General features: G+C 69.0%; 16 protein-coding genes and 1 pseudogene. 8 read left to right on the forward strand and 9 right to left on the reverse strand.

Translation table 11 applies throughout. The annotated features are described in order from the left end of the window. The first annotated feature begins 22 nt into the window (after positions 1–22). From lysA to ahpF, 4 genes are all read left to right on the forward strand, one after another. Positions 23–1,267, forward strand: a complete 1,245-nt coding sequence (gene lysA / locus ACXRVZ_RS16865) for a diaminopimelate decarboxylase (protein ID WP_457425258.1) — start codon at positions 23–25, stop codon at positions 1,265–1,267. Positions 1,268–1,327: 60 nt separating this feature from the next. Further along, a complete protein-coding gene (locus tag ACXRVZ_RS16870) occupies positions 1,328–2,458 on the forward strand; it encodes an HD-GYP domain-containing protein (protein WP_457425260.1) in 1,131 nt (376 codons plus the stop codon). Between the two features lie 126 nt (positions 2,459–2,584). Next, positions 2,585–3,148 carry an alkyl hydroperoxide reductase subunit C gene (ahpC, locus tag ACXRVZ_RS16875; RefSeq protein WP_394483512.1) on the forward strand — a complete coding sequence of 188 codons (564 nt, stop codon included), beginning with the start codon at positions 2,585–2,587 and terminating at the stop codon, positions 3,146–3,148. Between the two features lie 140 nt (positions 3,149–3,288). Then, positions 3,289–4,845: an alkyl hydroperoxide reductase subunit F gene (gene ahpF / locus ACXRVZ_RS16880; protein ID WP_457425262.1), complete on the forward strand. Its 1,557-nt coding sequence runs from the start codon at positions 3,289–3,291 to the stop codon at positions 4,843–4,845. Between the two features lie 11 nt (positions 4,846–4,856). On the opposite strand, the gene ACXRVZ_RS16885 is transcribed toward ahpF, so the two are convergent. Then, positions 4,857–5,297 carry a hypothetical protein gene (locus ACXRVZ_RS16885; protein WP_458232602.1) on the reverse strand — a complete coding sequence of 147 codons (441 nt, stop codon included), beginning with the start codon at positions 5,295–5,297 and terminating at the stop codon, positions 4,857–4,859. A 50-nt stretch (positions 5,298–5,347) separates the two neighbouring features. Further along, the gene (gene rarD, locus ACXRVZ_RS16890; protein ID WP_458232603.1) at positions 5,348–6,244 is read right to left on the reverse strand and encodes an EamA family transporter RarD; all 897 of its coding nucleotides are present in this window, start codon (positions 6,242–6,244) and stop codon (positions 5,348–5,350) included. Between the two features lie 86 nt (positions 6,245–6,330). Here rarD and ACXRVZ_RS16895 point away from each other — a divergent pair, with 86 nt between their 5' ends. After that, entirely contained in the window at positions 6,331–6,600 is a 270-nt protein-coding gene (locus tag ACXRVZ_RS16895; protein WP_457425268.1) for a MoaD/ThiS family protein, read from the forward strand. Positions 6,601–6,603: 3 nt separating this feature from the next. After that, on the forward strand, positions 6,604–7,674 hold the full coding sequence (locus ACXRVZ_RS16900) for a WD40/YVTN/BNR-like repeat-containing protein (RefSeq protein ID WP_457425270.1): 1,071 nt from the start codon (positions 6,604–6,606) through the stop codon (positions 7,672–7,674). On the opposite strand, the gene ACXRVZ_RS16905 is transcribed toward ACXRVZ_RS16900, so the two are convergent. Then, the gene (locus tag ACXRVZ_RS16905) at positions 7,661–8,530 is read right to left on the reverse strand and encodes an ADP-polyphosphate phosphotransferase (protein WP_457425272.1); all 870 of its coding nucleotides are present in this window, start codon (positions 8,528–8,530) and stop codon (positions 7,661–7,663) included. The two genes, ACXRVZ_RS16900 and ACXRVZ_RS16905, sit on opposite strands and share 14 nt — an antisense overlap. Before the next feature lie 24 nt (positions 8,531–8,554). Here ACXRVZ_RS16905 and ACXRVZ_RS16910 point away from each other — a divergent pair, with 24 nt between their 5' ends. Continuing rightward, the gene (locus ACXRVZ_RS16910; RefSeq protein WP_457425273.1) at positions 8,555–10,555 is read left to right on the forward strand and encodes a CocE/NonD family hydrolase; all 2,001 of its coding nucleotides are present in this window, start codon (positions 8,555–8,557) and stop codon (positions 10,553–10,555) included. Between the two features lie 193 nt (positions 10,556–10,748). Continuing rightward, a pseudogene (locus ACXRVZ_RS16915) lies at positions 10,749–11,288 on the forward strand (substrate-binding periplasmic protein); the annotation flags it as partial. Here the strand turns inward: ACXRVZ_RS16915 and ACXRVZ_RS16920 are convergent. The 6 genes from ACXRVZ_RS16920 to ACXRVZ_RS16945 form a co-directional block, all read right to left on the reverse strand. Further along, positions 11,281–12,048, reverse strand: a complete 768-nt coding sequence (locus tag ACXRVZ_RS16920; RefSeq protein ID WP_457425275.1) for a pseudouridine synthase — start codon at positions 12,046–12,048, stop codon at positions 11,281–11,283. The pseudogene ACXRVZ_RS16915 and the gene ACXRVZ_RS16920 sit on opposite strands and share 8 nt — an antisense overlap. Continuing rightward, positions 12,045–12,458: a YchJ family protein gene (locus ACXRVZ_RS16925; RefSeq protein WP_457425277.1), complete on the reverse strand. Its 414-nt coding sequence runs from the start codon at positions 12,456–12,458 to the stop codon at positions 12,045–12,047. Before ACXRVZ_RS16925 ends, ACXRVZ_RS16920 begins: the two co-directional genes overlap by 4 nt. A gap of 33 nt (positions 12,459–12,491) precedes the next feature. After that, a complete protein-coding gene (locus ACXRVZ_RS16930; protein ID WP_457425279.1) occupies positions 12,492–14,123 on the reverse strand; it encodes a response regulator in 1,632 nt (543 codons plus the stop codon). Next, positions 14,120–14,809, reverse strand: a complete 690-nt coding sequence (locus tag ACXRVZ_RS16935; RefSeq protein ID WP_457425281.1) for a sensor histidine kinase — start codon at positions 14,807–14,809, stop codon at positions 14,120–14,122. Before ACXRVZ_RS16935 ends, ACXRVZ_RS16930 begins: the two co-directional genes overlap by 4 nt. A 125-nt stretch (positions 14,810–14,934) precedes the next feature. Then, positions 14,935–17,190, reverse strand: a complete 2,256-nt coding sequence (locus ACXRVZ_RS16940; RefSeq protein WP_457425283.1) for a putative bifunctional diguanylate cyclase/phosphodiesterase — start codon at positions 17,188–17,190, stop codon at positions 14,935–14,937. 135 nt (positions 17,191–17,325) lie between these two features. Next, on the reverse strand, positions 17,326–18,267 hold the full coding sequence (locus tag ACXRVZ_RS16945; protein ID WP_457425285.1) for a bifunctional helix-turn-helix transcriptional regulator/GNAT family N-acetyltransferase: 942 nt from the start codon (positions 18,265–18,267) through the stop codon (positions 17,326–17,328). Positions 18,268–18,387 lie beyond the last annotated feature (120 nt).

Below are 18,387 nucleotides of genomic sequence, written 5' to 3' on the forward strand. Positions count from 1 at the left end.
TGCGCCCGGCATGCTGCGAAGCATGACCAAGCCCCTGCCTTCCGCCCTGACGCCCGCCCGCCTGCAATCCCTGGCTGCCGAACATGGCACGCCACTGTGGGTCTACGACGCCGCCACGATCCGCGCCCGCGCGGCGTCGCTGAAGCGGTTCGACGTGGTCCGCTTTGCGCAGAAGGCCTGCTCCAACATCCATGTGCTGAAGCTGCTGCGCGAGGCCGGCGTCAAGGTCGACTCGGTGTCGCGCGGAGAGATTCTGCGGGCGCTCGCGGCCGGCTACCAGACGGGCGGCGACGAGATTGTCTTCACGGCCGACCTGTTGGACCACGCCACGCTGGCCACCGTCGTCGAGCACCGCATCCCGGTCAACGCCGGCTCCATCGACATGCTCCACCAGCTGGGCGCGGCGTCGCCCGGCCATCCGGTCTGGCTGCGCATCAACCCCGGCTTCGGCCATGGCCACAGCCACAAGACCAACACCGGCGGCGAGCACAGCAAGCACGGCATCTGGCACGCCGACCTGGCCGAGGCACTGGCCGCCATCCGCCAGCACGGGCTCAAGCTCGTGGGCCTGCACATGCACATCGGCTCAGGCGTTGACTACGGCCATCTGGCCCAGGTCGGCGAAGCCATGGTGGGCCTGGTGCGCCAGACGGTCGCGGCCGGGCATGACCTGCACGCGATCTCGGCCGGCGGTGGCCTGTCGATTCCCTACCGCGAGGGCGATGCCGGCATCGACGTCGATCACTACTTCGGCCTGTGGGACGCCTCGCGCCGCGAGGCCGAGGCGTTGGTTGGCCACAAGCTGACGCTGGAGCTGGAACCCGGCCGCTACCTCGTCGCCGAAAGCGCCGTGCTGCTGGCCGAGGTGAGGGCGGTCAAGAGCGCCGGCGCCAACCGCTTCGTGCTGGTGGACGCCGGCTTCAACGAGTTGATGCGCCCGGCCATGTACGGCAGCTTCCACGCGATGACGCTGCTGCCGAACGACGGCGTGGCGCGGCCGGTGCGGGAGTCGGTCGTGGCCGGCCCGCTGTGTGAGTCGGGCGACGTATTCACGCAGGCCGCCGGCGGCGAGGTGCTGACGCGCGCGCTGCCGGAGGCGCAGATCGGCGACCTGCTCGCCATCCACGACGCCGGGGCCTACGGCGCGTCGATGTCCAGCAACTACAACAGCCGGCCGCTGGCGGCGGAAGTGCTGGTGGATGGCGCGTCGGCCCGCCTGATCCGCCGACGTCAGACGGTCGATGAATTGCTCGCGCTGGAGCTGTGACGCGCGCCACCACTGTCAGCGGCTGGAGCCGTTAGCCCAAAGTCCGGTCATCATCCGGCCATGAAACTCGTTCCGATTCAACAGGTTGGCGGCCACATCAAGGCCGGGGCGCCGCTGCCGTTCGGGGTCCGCGATGCGGAGGGCAAGCTGCTGTTGGCCAAGGGCCAGCCGGTGCCGAATGAGCAGACGCGTGAGGCGCTGCTGAGCCGCGGCGTCTTCGTCGACATGGAGGAGCTGCGCGACGCCTCGCGCCGTGGCAACGACGAGGGCAGCGGCGGCGAGGACTTCTTCGCCCGCTGGGAGGCGCTGCAGACGCGCCTGTCCGTGCTGCTGCGCGCGCCGCAGGAGCCGCTCTTCCTGGCCCGCGTGAAGGAGTGCGCCGCCCAGCTCATCGCCTGGGCCGAGCGCTTCCCGGACCAACTCCTCTTCGTCGTCATCCAGCACGACCACAGCCGTCACGAGGTCTACGGCCTGGCCCACCTGCTGCACACGGCCGCCGTCTGTGCGCTGCTGTCGCGCCGCCTGGCCTGGACGCCGGAGCGCCAGAAGAGCCTGGTCGGCGCGGCGCTGACGATGAACCTGTCCATCATCGATCTGCAAGGCCGCCTGGCCTCGCGCGGTGGCAAGCTCTTGCCGCCGCAGCGCGCGGCCATCGACCGCCACCCCGACGAGGCCGTGGCCTGGCTGCGCAATGCCGGCCTGGACGATGCCGAATGGCTGACCACCGTGGCCCAGCACCATGAGCAGCCGGGCGGCGGCGGCTACCCGCAGCATTTGGCCGAGCCGGACGAGACCTCGCAGCTGCTGCGCCTCGTGGATGTCTTCCTCGCCAAGCTCGCCAGCCGCGGCGGGCGGGTGGGCCTGACGGCGCCGCAGGCGGCCAAGACGCTCTATACCGGCAGCAATGGCCATGCGTTCGCTGCGCTGCTGGTCAAGGAGCTGGGGATGTTCCCGCCCGGCACCTTGGTTAAGCTTGCGAGCGGTGAAATCGCCGTCGCCGTGCGGCGCGGAACATCAGGCAGTACACCCATCGTCAGCGCCGTCATGAATCGTCAAGGAGATGCCTTGGGCTCGCCGGTCCGGCGCGACACCGCGTCGGCCGAGCATGCGATCACGGGGCTGGTCGCGGTGCAGCAGCTGCGCGTGCAATTGACGCCGCACAAGCTCTACGACCGCCGCTACGAGGCTTAGTCACGCGCCCCCGATAGGCTGAGTCAATAACACCGATTTGATTAATGTTTTCAACCGAAAACACTTCATCGATATAGTTCTTCCTATCCCTTCTTTCCCTCCTTTTCCACCCCCACGGAGCCTTCCATGTCCCTGATCAACACCCAAGTCCAGCCCTTCAAGACCGAAGCCTTCCACAACGGCAAGTTCATCACCGTCAGCGACGAAACGCTGAAGGGCAAGTGGTCCGTGCTGATCTTCATGCCGGCCGCCTTCACCTTCAACTGCCCGACTGAAGTCGAAGACGCGGCCGACAGCTACGCCGAGTTCCAGAAGATGGGCGCCGAGGTCTACATCGTCACGACCGACACGCACTTCTCGCACAAGGTCTGGCACGAAACCTCGCCGGCCGTCGGCAAGGCCAAGTTCCCGCTGGTGGGCGACCCGACCCACACGCTGACCAACGCCTTCGGCGTGCACATCCCCGAAGAAGGCCTGGCGCTGCGCGGCACCTTCGTCATCAATCCCGAAGGCATCATCAAGACCGCCGAGATCCACTCGAACGAGATCGCCCGTGACGTGTCGGAAACGCTGCGCAAGCTGAAGGCCGCCCAGTACACCGCCGCCCACCCCGGCCAGGTCTGCCCGGCCAAGTGGAAGGAAGGCGCGGCCACGATCGCCCCGTCGCTGGATCTGGTCGGCAAGATCTAAACAGCCGTGCTGTTCGTTAGGAGCCCGGGAGGGCTCCTTCCTTCCGCAGAGCCTCACCGGTTCTGCTGAAAGGGCCTCCGACCCTGGGGACCCTTTCAGCAGTGGCCAGCCTCGCCACGCCTCACTGAAAGGACCTGACCATGTTGGACGCCGCACTGAAGACCCAGCTCCAGGGCTACCTGGACCACGTCAAGCTCCCCTTCGAGATCGTCGCCACGCTGGACAACTCCGCGTCCAGCGACGAGATGCGCGAACTGCTGGAAGAGATCGTCGGCATGAACGACAAGATTTCGTTCCGCGCCGATGGCGTCGACACTCGCACGCCGTCCTTCCTGCTGCGCCGCACCGGCACCGAGCAGAGCCTGCGTTTCGCGGCCATCCCGCTGGGCCACGAGTTCACGTCCCTGGTGCTGGCCCTGCTGTGGACGGGTGGCCATCCGCCCAAGGTCGAGCAGGCGCAGATCGATGCCGTCAAGGCGCTGGACGTGGACCTCGACTTCGAGATCTACATGAGCCTCACCTGCCACAACTGCCCGGACGTGGTTCAGGCGCTGTCGCTGATGTCCATCGTCAACCCGCGCATCCGCACCACGGTCATCGACGGTGGCCTGTTCCAGAGCGAGGTCGAGGGGCGCGACATCATGGCCGTGCCCAGCGTCTACCTGAACGGCCAGCACTTCGTCTCCGGCCGCGTCAGCCTGGAGGAGATCGTCGCCAAGCTCGATACCGGCGCAGCAGCGCGTGACGCCAGGAAGCTCGATTCCGAAGAGCCCTACGACATGCTCATCATCGGTGGCGGCCCAGCCGGCGCTGCGGCGGCCGTGTACGCGGCTCGCAAGGGCATCCGCACTGGCGTTGCCGCCGAGCGCTTCGGCGGCCAGGTCAACGACACGCTGGGCATCGAGAACTACATCTCCGTCTCGGTGACCGACGGCCCCAAGTTCGCCGCTGCGTTGGAAGGACACGTCAAGGACTACAAGGTCGACATCCACAACCTGCAGCGCGCCGAGAAGCTCACGCCCGCCGCTCAGCCCGGGGGTTATGTCGAAGTCGAACTGGCCAACGGCGCCAAGCTCAAGGGTAAGACGGTCATCCTGTCGACCGGCGCGCGCTGGCGCAACGTCGGCGTGCCCGGCGAGGCCGAGTACAAGAACAAGGGCGTGGCCTACTGCCCGCACTGCGACGGCCCGCTGTTCAAGGGCAAGCCGGTCGCGGTCATCGGCGGCGGCAACTCCGGTGTGGAAGCGGCCATCGACCTGGCCGGCATCGTCAGGCATGTGACGCTGATCGAATTCGGCGCTGAACTGCGTGCCGACGCGGTGCTGGTCAACAAGCTCAAGAGCCTGCCCAACGTGACCATCCACACCAACGCGCAGACCACCGAGTTCACCGGCGGCAGCAATGGCAAGCTCGACGGCCTGAACTACATCGACCGCGTGTCGGGCGAGGCCAGGCGCGTCGACGTGGAAGGCTGCTTCGTGCAGATCGGCCTGGTGCCCAACACCGAGTGGCTGCGCGGTACGCTGGAGCTGAGCAAGCACGGCGAGATCATCGTGGATCCCAAGGGCGCGACCTCGCTGCCCGGCGTGTTCGCGGCGGGCGACGTGACGACCGTGCCGTTTAAGCAGATCATCATCGCCGCCGGTGATGGTGCGAAGGCGGCCCTGGGCGCCTTCGACTACCTGATGCGCAACTGAGCGCCGCCGATTCAGCGCAGCGTGTAGCCGCGCMCGTCCATGCAGGCGTCGACTGCGCGGTTGAACACGCTGGCGTCGGCCATCGCGGCCTGCTGCGTCGTCGCCCAACGGTTGCACTCGCGGTTGTCGGCTTCCAGCTGCGCGCTGCTTTGGCCGTTGCGCGGATAGATGACGGGCTCGGCTCGGCTTGGCGCATAGACCGGCGCGGGCGGCGGCAGCGGGGCCGGCTGCGGCACGTAGACCACTTCGGGCGCCCGTTCCGCACGGTCCGCCTGGCTGGCCAGCGCGATCAGTGGCACCGCCACGGCCAGACCAAACACCAAGGCGCCGAGGCCAGAGCCACCGTGGTGGTAGTGATGGTGCTGCGGCGAGTAGTAGCGCGGCCCGGCGCTGGCAACACCGGTGGCGGCGACCAGCGCAGAGACGATCAGCGTGCGGACGAGCGTTTTCATGGCGAACTCACTGAGATGACAAGCGTCAACGTTGCGCTTCATGTTTCGGTTTACACCCGGCCGGCCTGGGCAGCCGTAACAAGGCGTTGCCCCTGGCGGCGGGCTTGCCACAGCCCCTCGGCGCTGTAGACCGCCAGCGCGCCCCAGATGAAGGCGAAGGCGACCAACCGCGTCGCGTCCATCGGCTCCTTGAACAGGAACACGCCGAGCAGGAACTGCAGCGACGGCGACACGTACTGCACCAGCCCCAGCGTCGCCAGCGGGATGCGCCGCGCGCCGGCCGCGAACAGCAGCAGACTGCCGGCCGTCACCGGGCCGGTGCCGACGAGCCAGGCCCAGTCCACCGCCGTCTGCCCGGCCATGCTGCCGTCCTGCGACCACCAGATCAGCCCAGCGGCCGCCAGCGGCGCCAGGATCAGCGTCTCCAGCGTCAGGCCCTCGATGGCGCCCAGGGCGGCGGTCTTGCGCATCAGGCCGTAGAGGCCAAAGCTGACGGCCAACACCAGCGCCACCCAGGGCAGGCGCCCGRCCGCCACGGTCAGCCAGATGACGCCGAAGGCCGCCAGGCCGACGGCAAACCACTGCACCGGCCGCGGCCGTTCATGCAGCACGGCGAAGCCCAGCGCCACATTGACCAGCGGGTTGATGAAGTAGCCCAGGCTGGCGTCGATGACATGGCCGTGGCCGACGGACCAGACATAGGTCAGCCAATTTGTGGCGATCAGTACCGCCGACACCGCAAAGCGCCGCCAGGTTGCCGCGCTGACCGTCTTCAGCCAGGCCAGATTGCGCGTCGCCAACAGCACGACGGCGACGAAAGCGAGCGACCACAGGGTCCGGTGCGCGACGATCTGAAGCGCGGGGATTGCCGCGATCTGGCGGAAGTAGAGCGGGAACAACCCCCAGCTGAGATAGGCGCCGAGGGCAAAGAGAACACCTGAATTCATCGCCCGCATTCTCGTTGCGGGTTAGTCCGGAGGTTTTCGTAGGGGCTCGGCGGTCGAATCGACCCTACCCCATTCGTCGTGCTGTGATGGCCCTTGTTGAATTCACCCCCCAACTGCGCCGCTTCGTGGATGCGCCGTCCTGCCAGTGCGAGGCGGCCACGCTGCGCGAAGCGCTCGACGCTGCCTTCGCCGAGCAGCCACGGCTGCGGGGCTACATCCTCGACGAGCAGGGCCATCTGCGCGTCAACGTGGTTGTCTTCATCGACGGCCAACGGGCGCGTGACCTGCGCGGCCTGAACGACCCCTTGCGGGCCGACAGCCGCATCCATGTCCTGCAAGCTTTGTCTGGAGGTTGAACCATGACTGACCGCGCCTGGGCCGCGACCCGAAAAGGCCTTTTCGAGCTGCGCCGCCGCGCTGGCAGCTGGCACATCGAGAACCTCAGCTTCTTGGCCGACCCGGTCACCATGCTGCTGCCGCCCGACGCTTCGGGCCACATGCTGGCCGGGCTTAATTTGGGCCACTTCGGCGCCAAGCTGCAGGCCAGCGACGATGCCGGCCGGACCTGGCGAGAGGTGGCCGCTCCGACCTTTCCGCCGCAACCCGAGGGTATTGAAGGGCCGGCGTGGAAGCTGGAGCAGGTGTTCGCGCTGGAGCGGTCGGGCGACGCCATCTGGTGCGGCAGCATCCCTGGCGGGCTGTTCGTCAGCCGCGACCGTGGCGAGTCCTGGCAGCTTGACGAGACGCTGTGGCGGGACCCGCGCCGCGAGCAGTGGATGGGCGGCGGCAACCCCGCACCGGCCCTGCACTCCATCTGCCCGCACCCCCAGCATGCCGAGGAGTTGCTGGTGGGTGTGTCCTGTGGCGGCGCCTGGCGCACCACCGATGGCGGTGACAGCTGGGGCCTGCGCGCCAGGGGCATGCGGGCCGACTTCATGCCCCCCGAGCTGGCGGGCGACGAGAACTCGCAGGACCCGCACCTGATCGCCCGTTGCCGCGACGTGCCCGACGTGCTCTGGTGCCAGCACCACTGCGGCATCTTCCGCAGCGAGGACAACGGCGCGAGCTGGACGGAGCTGAGCGCTCAGCCGTCCAGCTTCGGCTTCGCCGTTGCCGCGCATCCGCACGACCCGCAGACCGCCTGGTTCGCACCGGCCATCAAGGACGAACGCCGCATCCCCGTCGACGCTGCCCTGTGCGTGACCCGCACCCGCGACGGCGGCCAGACCTTCGAGGCCTTGCGCACCGGCCTGCCGCAGCAGCACTGCTACGACCTGATCTACCGCCACGGCCTGGCGGTGGACGACAGCGGCGAGCAGCTCGTCATGGGCTCAACGACCGGCGGCCTCTGGGCCAGCGGCGATGCCGGTGACAGCTGGCAGACCATCTCGGCCCATCTGCCGCCTATCTACGCCGTCAAGTTCGGCTGAGGCGCTTGCGGACGTCGGCCAGTTCGGCCTCGTCAATGCTTGGCTCGGGGTAGTGCATCTTCAGCTCTGCCAGCGCGTCGACAACGACCTGCGACACGATCAGCCGCGCGTTGCGCTTGTCGTCCGCCGGCACCACGTACCAGGGGGCCTGCTTGCTGCTGGTGGCCTGGAGCATCTCGCGGTAGGCCTGCATGTACTGGGGCCACAGCTCGCGCTCGTCCAGGTCGGCGGCGCTGAACTTCCAGTTCTTCGCCGGGTCGTCCAGCCGCGCCAGGAAGCGCTGTCGCTGCTCTTCCTTGGACAGGTGCAGGAAGAACTTGATAACCCGCGTGCCGTTGCGGTGCAGGTGCTGCTCCAGGTTGTTGATGGAGGCGTAGCGCTCGTCCCAGAGCCTGGGCGGCTTGGCCGTCGACTTCGGCAGCGACTGCGCTGCCAGGATCTCCGGGTGCACGCGCACGATCAGCACCTCCTCGTAGTAGGAGCGGTTGAAGATGCCGATGCGCCCGCGCTCCGGCAGGCATTGCGTGGTGCGCCACAGGAAGTCGTGGTCCAGCTCCTGGGCGCTGGGGTGCTTGAAGCTGAAGACCTGGCAGCCCTGCGGGTTCACGCCCGACATGACGTGCTTGATGATGCTGTCCTTGCCCGCAGCGTCCATGGCCTGGAAGACCAGCAGCAGCGAGTAGCGGTTGTGGGCGTAGAGCAGGTTCTGCAGCTCGCTGAGGCGCTCGACCTGGGCGCCGAGCTGGCGGTCGTAGTCGTCCTCGTCGCTGTACAGCGCTTCCACCGCCGTGGGCCATTGCTTGAGCTTGACCTTGTCGCCCGGCTGAACGCGGTAGGCCGAGGTGTCTATGGGCATGTGGGTGCTTCCTGCGAACTGACGATGCCCCAGCCTAACGCTGGCGATGCCGAGTCGATGTCAGACTTCGCCCCTCGTTCAATCCGCTTCACGTCGACGATGCTGCTGCGCGCTTCACTCCTGTCATTGCTGGCCCTGGCCGGCCCCGCTGTCCACGCGGCCGACGAGGACAAGCCGCCGGCCTACGAGCCGCGCGAGCACTACACCAAGTACGAGTACCGCGTGCCGGTGCGCGACGGGAAGAAGCTCTTCACCGCCGTCTATGTGCCCAAGGACCAGAGCCGGCGCTACCCCTTCCTGATGGTGCGCACGCCTTATGGCTGCGGCCCCTACGGCGTGGACAGCGGCAATGCCAAGGGCCTGGCACCCAACGAGGACTTCCTGAAGGCCGGCTACATCTTTGTCTGCCAGGACGTGCGCGGCCGCAATTCGTCCGAGGGCGAGTTCATCGAGATGACGCCGCACAAGCCCGTCAAGAAGACGGCCGCCGACGTCGACGAGAGCAGCGACACCCACGACAGCGTGCAGTGGCTGCTGGACCGCATCCCCGGCCACAACGGCCGCGTCGGGCTCTGGGGCGTGTCCTACCCCGGCTTCTATGCGGCGGCGTCCATCATCGACTCCCACCCCGCCATCAAGGCCGCCTCGCCGCAGGCGCCCATCGCCGACCTCTTCAAGGGCGACGACAGCTACCACGGCGGCGCCTTCATGCTGGCCGCGAACTTCGGCTTCTACACGGGCTTCAAGCCCCAGCAGGCGCCGGTGGCGCCGCCCAAGAACTGGCCGCAGTTCGACTGGGGCACGCTGGACGGCTACGAGTTCTACCTGCAGCACGGCAACCTCGACGCGCTGTCGGGCCGGCTGGCGAAGGACGGTGGCCCCAACCCCTATTTCGACGTGCAACTGGCCCACGACCGCTACGACGAGTTCTGGCAGTCGCGCGCCATCACGCCCCACCTGAAGAACATCCGCGCCGCCGTGCTGACGGTGGGCGGCTGGTTCGACGCCGAGGACCTGGCCGGCCCCTTCGCCACCTTCCGTGCCATTGCCAGGCAAAGCCCTGCGACCGACAACCGCCTCGTCATCGGTCCCTGGGTGCATGGCGGCTGGGTCGGCGCACCGGGCCGCCAGCTCGGCCGCGTGCAGTTCCAGCAGGCCACGTCAGAGCAGTTCCAGAAGGACGTGCTGCTGCCGTTCTTTGAGCAGCATCTGCGCGAGGTGGCGCCCAAGGCGCCGATTGCCAAGGCGACGGTCTTCGAGACCGGCACCAACGTCTGGCGCCGTTACGACGCCTGGCCGCCGAAGGAGACGCGGGCGCGCACGCTCTATTTCGCGCCCGGCGGTCGGCTCAGCTTCACGCCGCCGCTGGCCACGCGGCCCGAGTTCGACAGCTGGGTCAGCGATCCCAACAAGCCCGTGCCCTTCGTCGGCTACACCGCTTTGGGCATGCCGCAGGAATACATGGTCAGCGACCAGCGCTTCGCCGCCACGCGGCCCGACGTGCTGACCTTCCGCAGCGACGTGCTGGAGGACGACATCACCGTTGCCGGCCCCGTCGTCGCGCGGCTGTTCGCGTCTACGTCTGGGAGCGATGCCGACTGGGTCGTCAAGCTCATCGACGTCTACCCGCCGGAGCTGGAGGACGAGGTGGCGAAGAAGCGCAAGCCGCGCTCGGACGACGTCGAGCCCGCCGAGGCGCCGCTGGGCGGCTACCAGCAGCTCGTGCGCGGCGACCCGCTGCGTGGCCGCTTCCGCAAGAGCATGGAGGCGCCCGAGGCCATGGTGCCGGGCCAGGTGGAGGAGTTGCGCGTCGAGCTGCAGGACATCAACCACAGCTTCCGCCGCGGCCACCGCATCATGGTACAGGTGCAGAGCAGCTGGTTCCCGCTCATCGACCGCAACCCGCAGACCTTCGTACCCATTCGCAGCGCCCGGCCCGAGGACTTCCAGGCCGCCACGCAGAAGCTCTACCGCTGGCAGGGCCAGGCCTCGGGGCTGGACCTGAAGCTTGTCGAGCCGCGTTGATCCCGGTCTATTCTTGGCTAACCGTCCAATGATGGGCGTCACCATGCCACGACGACTGCTGATCGCGCTGCTGCTGTGTGCGCCGCTGCTGGCTGCGGCGGCCTGCGCGCGGCCGTGGCGCGTGCCCTTCGAGGACTGGCAGCCCTATTCCTTCATCGACGCCTCGGGTCGCCACACGGGCCTGGAGACCGAGATGCTGGCCGCTGTGGCCCGCGAGATGGATTGCACGGTCGAGTACGTGCGCGACCTGCCGCGCAACCGCCGCCTGCCCATGCTGGCCACGGGCGAGCTGGACCTGCTCGTCGCCGCCTCCTATGACGGGCCGGACACGCCCGACGTCTCCTGGTACACGCGGCCCTACCGCGACGAGGAGTTCGGCGCCTTCATGCGCGCCGACGACCGGCGCGCCCGGCCGCCGCTGCAGACGCTGTCCCAGGTGTTGGAGGTTGGCTTGCGCCTGCTGGCCCACCGTGGCCCCAGCGTCGTGTCCATCGTCGACGAGTTCGCGGCGCGTGGGCGGCTCACCTCCTTCGAGGACTACGCCAAGGGCGTGCAACTGCTCAAGCTGGACCGTGGCGACGTGCTCATCGGCGACCGCCTTGCCGTGCTGTTCGCGGCCCGCTCGGCCGACGTCGCCGTGACCGAGCTGGCCCTGCCCGTGCGCCGCGATGTGGTGGCCTACAAGCTCAGCCGCAAGCACTTCGGCGAGGCCGAGGTGGCCCGCTTCAACGAGGCCATCCTGCGTCTGGATGCGCAGGGGGAGCTGCGGCGGATTCGCAGCCGCTGGCTGGAGTCGACGGCCAAGCCGCGCCAGGACGCAGCCAGGCCGCGGGCGGTGCCTCCAGCGTCAGCGCCGCGCCGCTGATCGGGTGCTTCAGCGCCAGCCGCTGGGCATGCAACCACAGCCGGTTCACGCCCAGGAAGGCCGCGACGGCGCGGTTCAGCGGCCCCTTGCCATGCGTCGCGTCGCCGAGGATGGGGTGGGCGACGTGCTTGAGGTGGCGGCGGATCTGATGGCGGCGGCCCTGCAGCGGCTCGGCCTCCAGCAGCGCGACGCGCGTGGTCGCAAAGCGCGGGTCGGTGGCGGCGGGCCATTCGATGCGGTCCAGCACCCGCCAACGTGTCTGCGCGGCCAGCATGGTCTGGCCGGCTGAAGGCAGCTCGGGGTCGCGGGCCAGTGGGTGGTCGATGAGGCCTTCGTCCTGCGCCGGCCAGCCGCGCACAAGGGCCAGGTAGCGCTTGGCCATGCGGCCCTGCTCGAACATCGCGCCCAGCAGCGAGGCAACGTCCGGCGACAACGCGAACAGCAGCACGCCCGAGGTGCCACGGTCCAGCCGGTGCGCCGGCCAGACGGGCCGGCCGAGCTGGTCGCGCAGCAGTTGCAGCGCGGCCTTCTCCTCGCGCGCGGCAAGCTGGGTGCGGTGCACCAGCAAGCCAGGCGGCTTGTCGATGGCGACGAGGTGCTCGTCCTGATAAATCGGGGTCAGAGTCAATTTCGCAGATCGCCGCTGAAATCGCCATCCAGGTAGAACCACTCGCCGTTCTCTCGCACGAACCGGCTCGTCTCGTGCAGGCGGTGGGCGCGACCACCGAGCTTGCTGCGGGCGACGAACTCGACGCTGCCGTGGTCGGCGTCCTGCAGCGCGGCGCGCTTCACGGCCAGGCCCAGCCACTTCAGGCCGGGTTCGGGCGCTTCAAGCGAAGCGGGGCGGGTGCTGGCGTGCCAACTGGCAAGCAGGTAGGGGCGCAGATCCAGCACATAGGCCGAATAGCGCGAGCGCATCAGGGCTTCGGGCGTCGGGGCTGTGAGCTTGCCGCCAGCGGTGTGTTCGGTGTGCCAGCGGCCGCAGCAGTCGGCGTAGGCCAGGGCGCTGCCGCAGGGGCAGGGGGGCGAGGTGGTCATAGGCCACGCATGATGCCGCAGGCGTCTGGCCTGTCAGGGCGCGGCGGTGGTCCACCGCGTCAACTGCTGCAGCAGATCCGCCGCACGCGCATCGTCCGGCCTGAGCGCCTGGGCCGTGGCGATGCTGTTGCGCATCTCGGCCTCCAGCGTGGCCGAGCGGCCGTGACGCTGCAGGCAGGTCAGCGCCACAGCGGCGAAGTTCAGCAGCACGCGGGTGTTGCGCGGCATGGAGGTCTTGGCGCTGCGCAGGCTTTCCAGCGCGGCCTGGGTGTCGCCTGCGGCCATCAGCTGCATGCTGTCCTTCATCGCGTTGGTGGCTTCGCGGCGGGCGGCGGCAGCCAGGTCGCCGCCGCTGGCGCCCAGGCCCAGGCCTTCCAAGGCGCGCTGGGTGCGCTTGAGCAGCCGCTCGTCGTCGTAGTGGTTGCGCGTCAGGTAGTTCAGCAGTTCGGTGGCGGCGTCGGCCTGCTGGGCCTCGATCAAGGTCTCGGCGATGCGCGCGGCGGTGTCGGCCGCGCCGGGCGAGGTCTCGTCCGCGCTCAGCGCCACCAGTTCTGCGGCGAGCTTGGCCGCGCCCGCCTTGTCGCCCATGGCCTGCAGCGCGCGCACCTGTTCGGCCTTGCCCAACAACTGCGCGTCGTGGCTGTCGTAGCGCTGGCCCATGGTGGCGATGAGCTTCTGCGCCTCGCTCGGGGCGCCGGCCTCGGTGTGCAGCTTGGCCAGGCCGAGGAAGGGCTCCAGGTCCTCCACGGCGCTGAACTCGGTCAGCTTGATGGCCCGCGAGAAGGCCCGCTCCGCCATGTCGTGCTGTCCCTGCGCCTGCGCCGCCACGCCCAGGGCCGACTGACGGTGGGCCGAGTTGGGCGACAGGTTGACGGCGCGCTCCAGCAGGGCCACCTGCTGCTGGCCCTCGCCCTGCGTCTGCAGCACGCTGGCCAGTTCGTCATAGGCCTCCAGGTATTGGGGATGCTCGCGCACCGCGTCCTGCAGCAGCGCGCGCGCGCCGGCCAGGTCGTTCAGGTGGACGTGTACCTGGGCCAGCCCCAGCTTGGCCCAGGCGATCTGGCCGCGCTGCAGCACGCTTTCGTAGAGGGCCTGGGCCTTGGGCCATTCGCCCAGCTTCTGGTAGAGCTGGGCCTGCAGGCGCAGCACCTCGGCCAGGTTTTTGGTGCCGGCGGCCAGTTGCTCGTCGCACAGCTGCAGGGCGCCGCGCCAGTCCTGGGCCTTCATCGCGACGGCAATGCCCGCCATCGCCGACTTGCGCTCCACCAGCTTGAGCAGGCGGGTCTGCAGCAGGCTCTCGGTGATGGGCTTGAGCAGGTAGTCGTCGGGCGCGTCCTCGGCGGCGGCTGAGACCATGACGCTGGTCTTCTCGGCGGTGATCATCAGCCAGACCGTGGCCGGGCCTATCCAGTTCTTCAGGCGTGCCTCCTCCAGCAACTGCTGGCCGTTCTTGCCGGGGCCCAGGTTGTAGTCGCACATGACCACGCCGTAGGGCTTGGCGCTGAGCATGGCGGCAGCCTCGCGGCCGTCCTTGGCGGTGTCCACCCGCTGGGCGCCGCAGCGCAGCAGCTGGCCCTTGAGCACGGTGCGCATGGCCTCAAAGTCTTCCACCAGCAGGAATTCGCTGGCGCGCAGCTTGTCCTCGGGGGTGCTGGCCGTCTTCATGGCAGCTCGACGATGAAGTGGCCGCCGCCCAGGTCGCCGGTCGATCCTTGCCCATTCGCGAGCCGCGTGCTGCCGGTCTGCGTGCCGCGCCTGTGCAGGCCCGCAGCCAGGCGCGAGAAGTACAGGCCCAGGCCGGTGCTGCCGGTGCGCGTGTCTATGCCCTGCCGCGACGGGAAGCCCTGCTCCAGCATGAAGCCGGGGAAGCCCTGGCCGTCGTCGGCCACCTCGATGGCCAGCCCATGCTCGGTGACCCGCATCGACAGCCGCACCGTGTGGCTGGCGTAGCGCACGGCGTTGAACAGCGACTGCATGACGACGCTGCCGATCAGGTCGTGGTCGAAGATCCAGTCCGCCATGTCGGCCTGGATGTCGCATTGCAAATCCAGCCCCTTGAGGGCAACCAGCGGGCGCACGCGGCCCAGCAGCTCGTTGGCGAACTCGTCCAGCGCCACCTCGGCCGGCTCGAAGGGGTACATGCCTTCCTCGATCTTGAAGATGGCCATCAGCTGCACGAGGTTGCCGTTGACGCGCTGCGTCTCGTACAGCGCCTGGGCCGTGGACAGCGTGGCGGCGGAGGGCGGCTCGGTGGCCATCTTGGCGAGCGCGTCCTCCAGGTAGGCGGCGATCACGCTGACCGAGTTCTTCATGTCGTGGGCCGCGGCCGCCACGAAGGTGGAGATGTCCATGCTTACGCCTCTGTCGCTTCCAGCGCTTGTCTCGATGCTGGGCAGAAGGCGTTTCGGGCGCCGAGGCCAGCTCCCGGGGTTGGCTGAAACTCTACATCGCCTGCGGCCGCCGGCGTGTCAGGCCGTTAGCGAGGTCGCCCGTGCGGAAAGGCGAGGATCAGCTCGTCCAATGGCAGCGGCCTCCCCAGCAGATAACCCTGCCCGAAGCGGCAGCCGCAGGCGCTGAGCACGGCCAGCTGGGCGTCGCTCTCTATGCCCTCGGCGATGACTTCCAGCTGCAGGTGCTGGCCCAGGTCGACGATGGTCTGGGCGATGGCGCGGTCGCGTTCGCCGCAGGGCAGGTCGCGCACGAAGCTGCGGTCGATCTTCAGCGAGCTGATGGGCAGGCTCTTCAGCATGGCCAGCGACGAGTGCCCCATGCCGAAGTCGTCCAGCGAGATCTCGAAGCCGATCTCGCGCAGCTGGTGCATGACGCGCTTCACCTGCTCGGGCTGGCGCATCAGCATGCTCTCGGTCAGCTCCAGAACGACCTGCGAAGCCGGCACCGCCAGCTCGGCGGACATGGCCCGCAGCGTCTCGGGCAGTGCGCTGCTGGTGAACTCCGATGCGGCCATGTTGACGTGCACCTTCAGCGGCGCCAGCGCGCCACCCTGCAGCGAGGCGAGGTCGCGCAAGGCCTGGCCCAGCACCCAGCGGCCGATGTCGATGATGAGGTCGCTCTGCTCGGCAATGGGGATGAAGACGTCGGGCGGCACGACCTCGCCGTCGGGCTTGCGCCAGCGGATCAGCGCCTCCACGCCGTGCAGCGCACCCGAGGCGATGTCGACGATGGGCTGGTAGACCAGGCGCAGCTGGCTGGTCTGCAAGGCCTCGTGCAGCTCGGCCTCGATGACCAGGCGCTGGGCCAGCCGGGCGCGCTGCAGGGCCAGCGTGTCGGGGCTGCTGGTGGAGAAGACGTTGCTGCCGTTGCGGCCGTTCTGCTTGACGCGGTACATGGCTGCGTCGGCACTGCGCAGCAGCTCGGGGCCGGTCACGCCGTTCTCGGGGAAGCGGCTGACGCCGACGCTGGCCGACACGTTCAGCACCGCGTCTTCATAGACAAAGGGCCGGCTCGCGGCGGCCAGCACGCCGTCGACCAGCACCGCCAGCGCGCGCTCGTCGCCGCTGTCGGGCACCAGCACGGCGAACTCGTCGCCGCCCAGGCGGCCGACGCGGGCCGGCGGCGGCGCCAGCGCCTGCAGGCGGCGGGCGAACTCCTGCAGCACCGCGTTGCCGGCCTCGTGGCCGAAGGCATCGTTGATGGGCTTGAAGCGGTCCAGGTCGATGAACATCAGCGCAAAGCGCCCGCCCTGGCGCTGGCTGAAGGCGCAGTGGCGGTTGAGCTGGGCGTAGAAGTGGGCCCGGTTGTCCAGGTCGGTCATCTCGTCCACCTGGGCCAGGCGGTGGATGACGGCCTCGGTCTCCAGGCGCTGCGCCGTCTGCGCGATCAGCGCGCCGATGGTGGCCGAAACCCTGGGCAGCTGTGCATCGGGTTGGCGGGCCAGGCTGCTGTAGAACTCCAGCACGCCGGGGCGGTGGTGCTCGCCGTTGTCGGAGGCATAGGTGACGGGGAAGACATAGCCCGACCACAGGCCGCACATCTGCGCGCTGCCCCGGCGCAGGAAGCGCGCGTCGGTGCTCATGTCCTCCACCCACTCGGCCTCGCCGCTGGCCCAGACGCGGCCCACCAGGCCCTCGCCCGGCGCCATGCCCAGCGCCGCGCTGACGTCGCTGAACTGCTCCAGGTCGCGGTCGGGCGGGTGCCAGAAGTGGCGGCAGCGCAGCAGGCCCTTGGCGGCACCGTCCTCTGCCATGCTCCAGTAGGCGCCCCATTCCCAACCGAGGTTGCGGCAGATGAGCTGGATGACGTTGGTGATGGCGTCTTCCAGCGTGTGCGTGCCGACGAGGTACTCGGTCAGCGTATAGCCCAGGCGCTCGCGCACGGCCGCCTGGGTGAGGTCGGTGATGTCCTGCAGCAGGCCGTGGTGCCAGCCGGGCCGCGCCGGGTCGGGCGGCAGTGGCGTCACGCGCAGCCAGCGCATGCCGCGCGCCAGGCCGATGACGCGAATGTCCAGCGGCTGCCCGGTCTGCGCGCCGGTCCACAGGCGGATCAGTTCGGGGATGTCGTCCTCGACGACGTTGCCGAAGCAGGCATAGAGGCTGTCGGCAGAGTCGCCCGGCATCTCCAGGAACTCGCTCGCGACGGGCGACAGCAGGCTGTGGCCGGTCAGCGGCTCATGCCACCACCGGCCGAAGCCGGCGGCGCGCTCCAGGTCCGACACCACCGCCGCCATGCTGCTGGCGGCCTGCCCGGCCCTGGGCTGGACGGAAACGGGCGGCATGCGGTAACTCTGGGGACTGTTCATTCGCGTGGGTGGCGCAAATCGCATGCCAGCGTTTACCCGAGCGACAGAGCCTGCAAACGTGAAACTGCCGTCTCGGCGCCCGGGTGTTGCACACGGCTGGTGCGGCCTGAGCTAATCCAGTGCCAACTCCCAGGTCTCGTTGATGACATCCTGGCCGAAGCCGTGGCCGGCCTCGCTGCGCACGAGCAGGTAGCCCTCGGCCGCGTAGATGGCCCGCGCCGCGGTCAGCGCGCTCTGCGTCCACAGCTCGATGCGCCGGTAGCCGGCGGCGCGGGCGAAGTCGCTGCATTGGCGCACCAGCCGCTTGCCCAGGCCCAGGCCGCGCGCATGCGGCTCCAGCAGCAGCAGGCGCAGCTTGGCGACGCCGGGGCGCAGCTTGCCGCGGGACTCGTCCCGGGCCTGCACGAGCATGACGCAGCCCAGCCTCTCCGGCCCGCGCGCGGCGATCCAGCAGGCTTCGCGCTCGGGCTGCAGGCGGTCGACGAAGTCGGCGCAGATGCGGGCGACCAGGGCCTCGAAGCGGACGTCCAGCCCGTACTCGGCGGCGTAGAAGGCGCCATGGCGCTCGACGATCCAGCCCAGGTCGCCGGGCTGCGGCGAGCGCAGCTCCACGGCCGCCGTCGCGTCCGGCTCCAGCACGGCCTGGATGCGCTGCATCGAGCCCAGCAGCGCCTGGCGTTGTGTGGCCGACAGCGGCGCCAGCATGGCCTCGGCCTTGGCAGTGCCTTGGCGGTCCAGCGGCGCAAAGGCGCGCTTGCCGGCGGCGCTGAGCTTGAGGAGCGTCTGCCGGCCGTCGCTGGGGTGGGCCTGGCTGGCCAGCAGGCCCCGGTTCTTCAGCCCGCGCAGCAGGCGGCTCATGTAGCCGGCGTCCAGCTGCAGGCTCTTGCTCAAGCCCGCGGCGCTGACCGGCGCGTGGTGGGCCAGCTCCCACAGCACGCGCGCCTCGGGTAGCGTGAAATCGCTGTCGGGCAGCTTGGGCGCCAGTACGCCGATGCGGCGTGTGTAGAAGCGGTTGAAGGCGCGGACGTCGAGGGCGAGGGTGGTGCTGCTCATGGCCGCCATCATCAACATAAAGGTTGCTTTTGGCAATCAATTGGTCAAAGGGTCGGTGCGGCCATCCAAGATCTTGCGCGCCTCCCGCCTCCTAGCCGGCACTGACCTCCACGCCCGAGC

Source organism: Roseateles sp. P5_E8 (assembly GCF_054177665.1).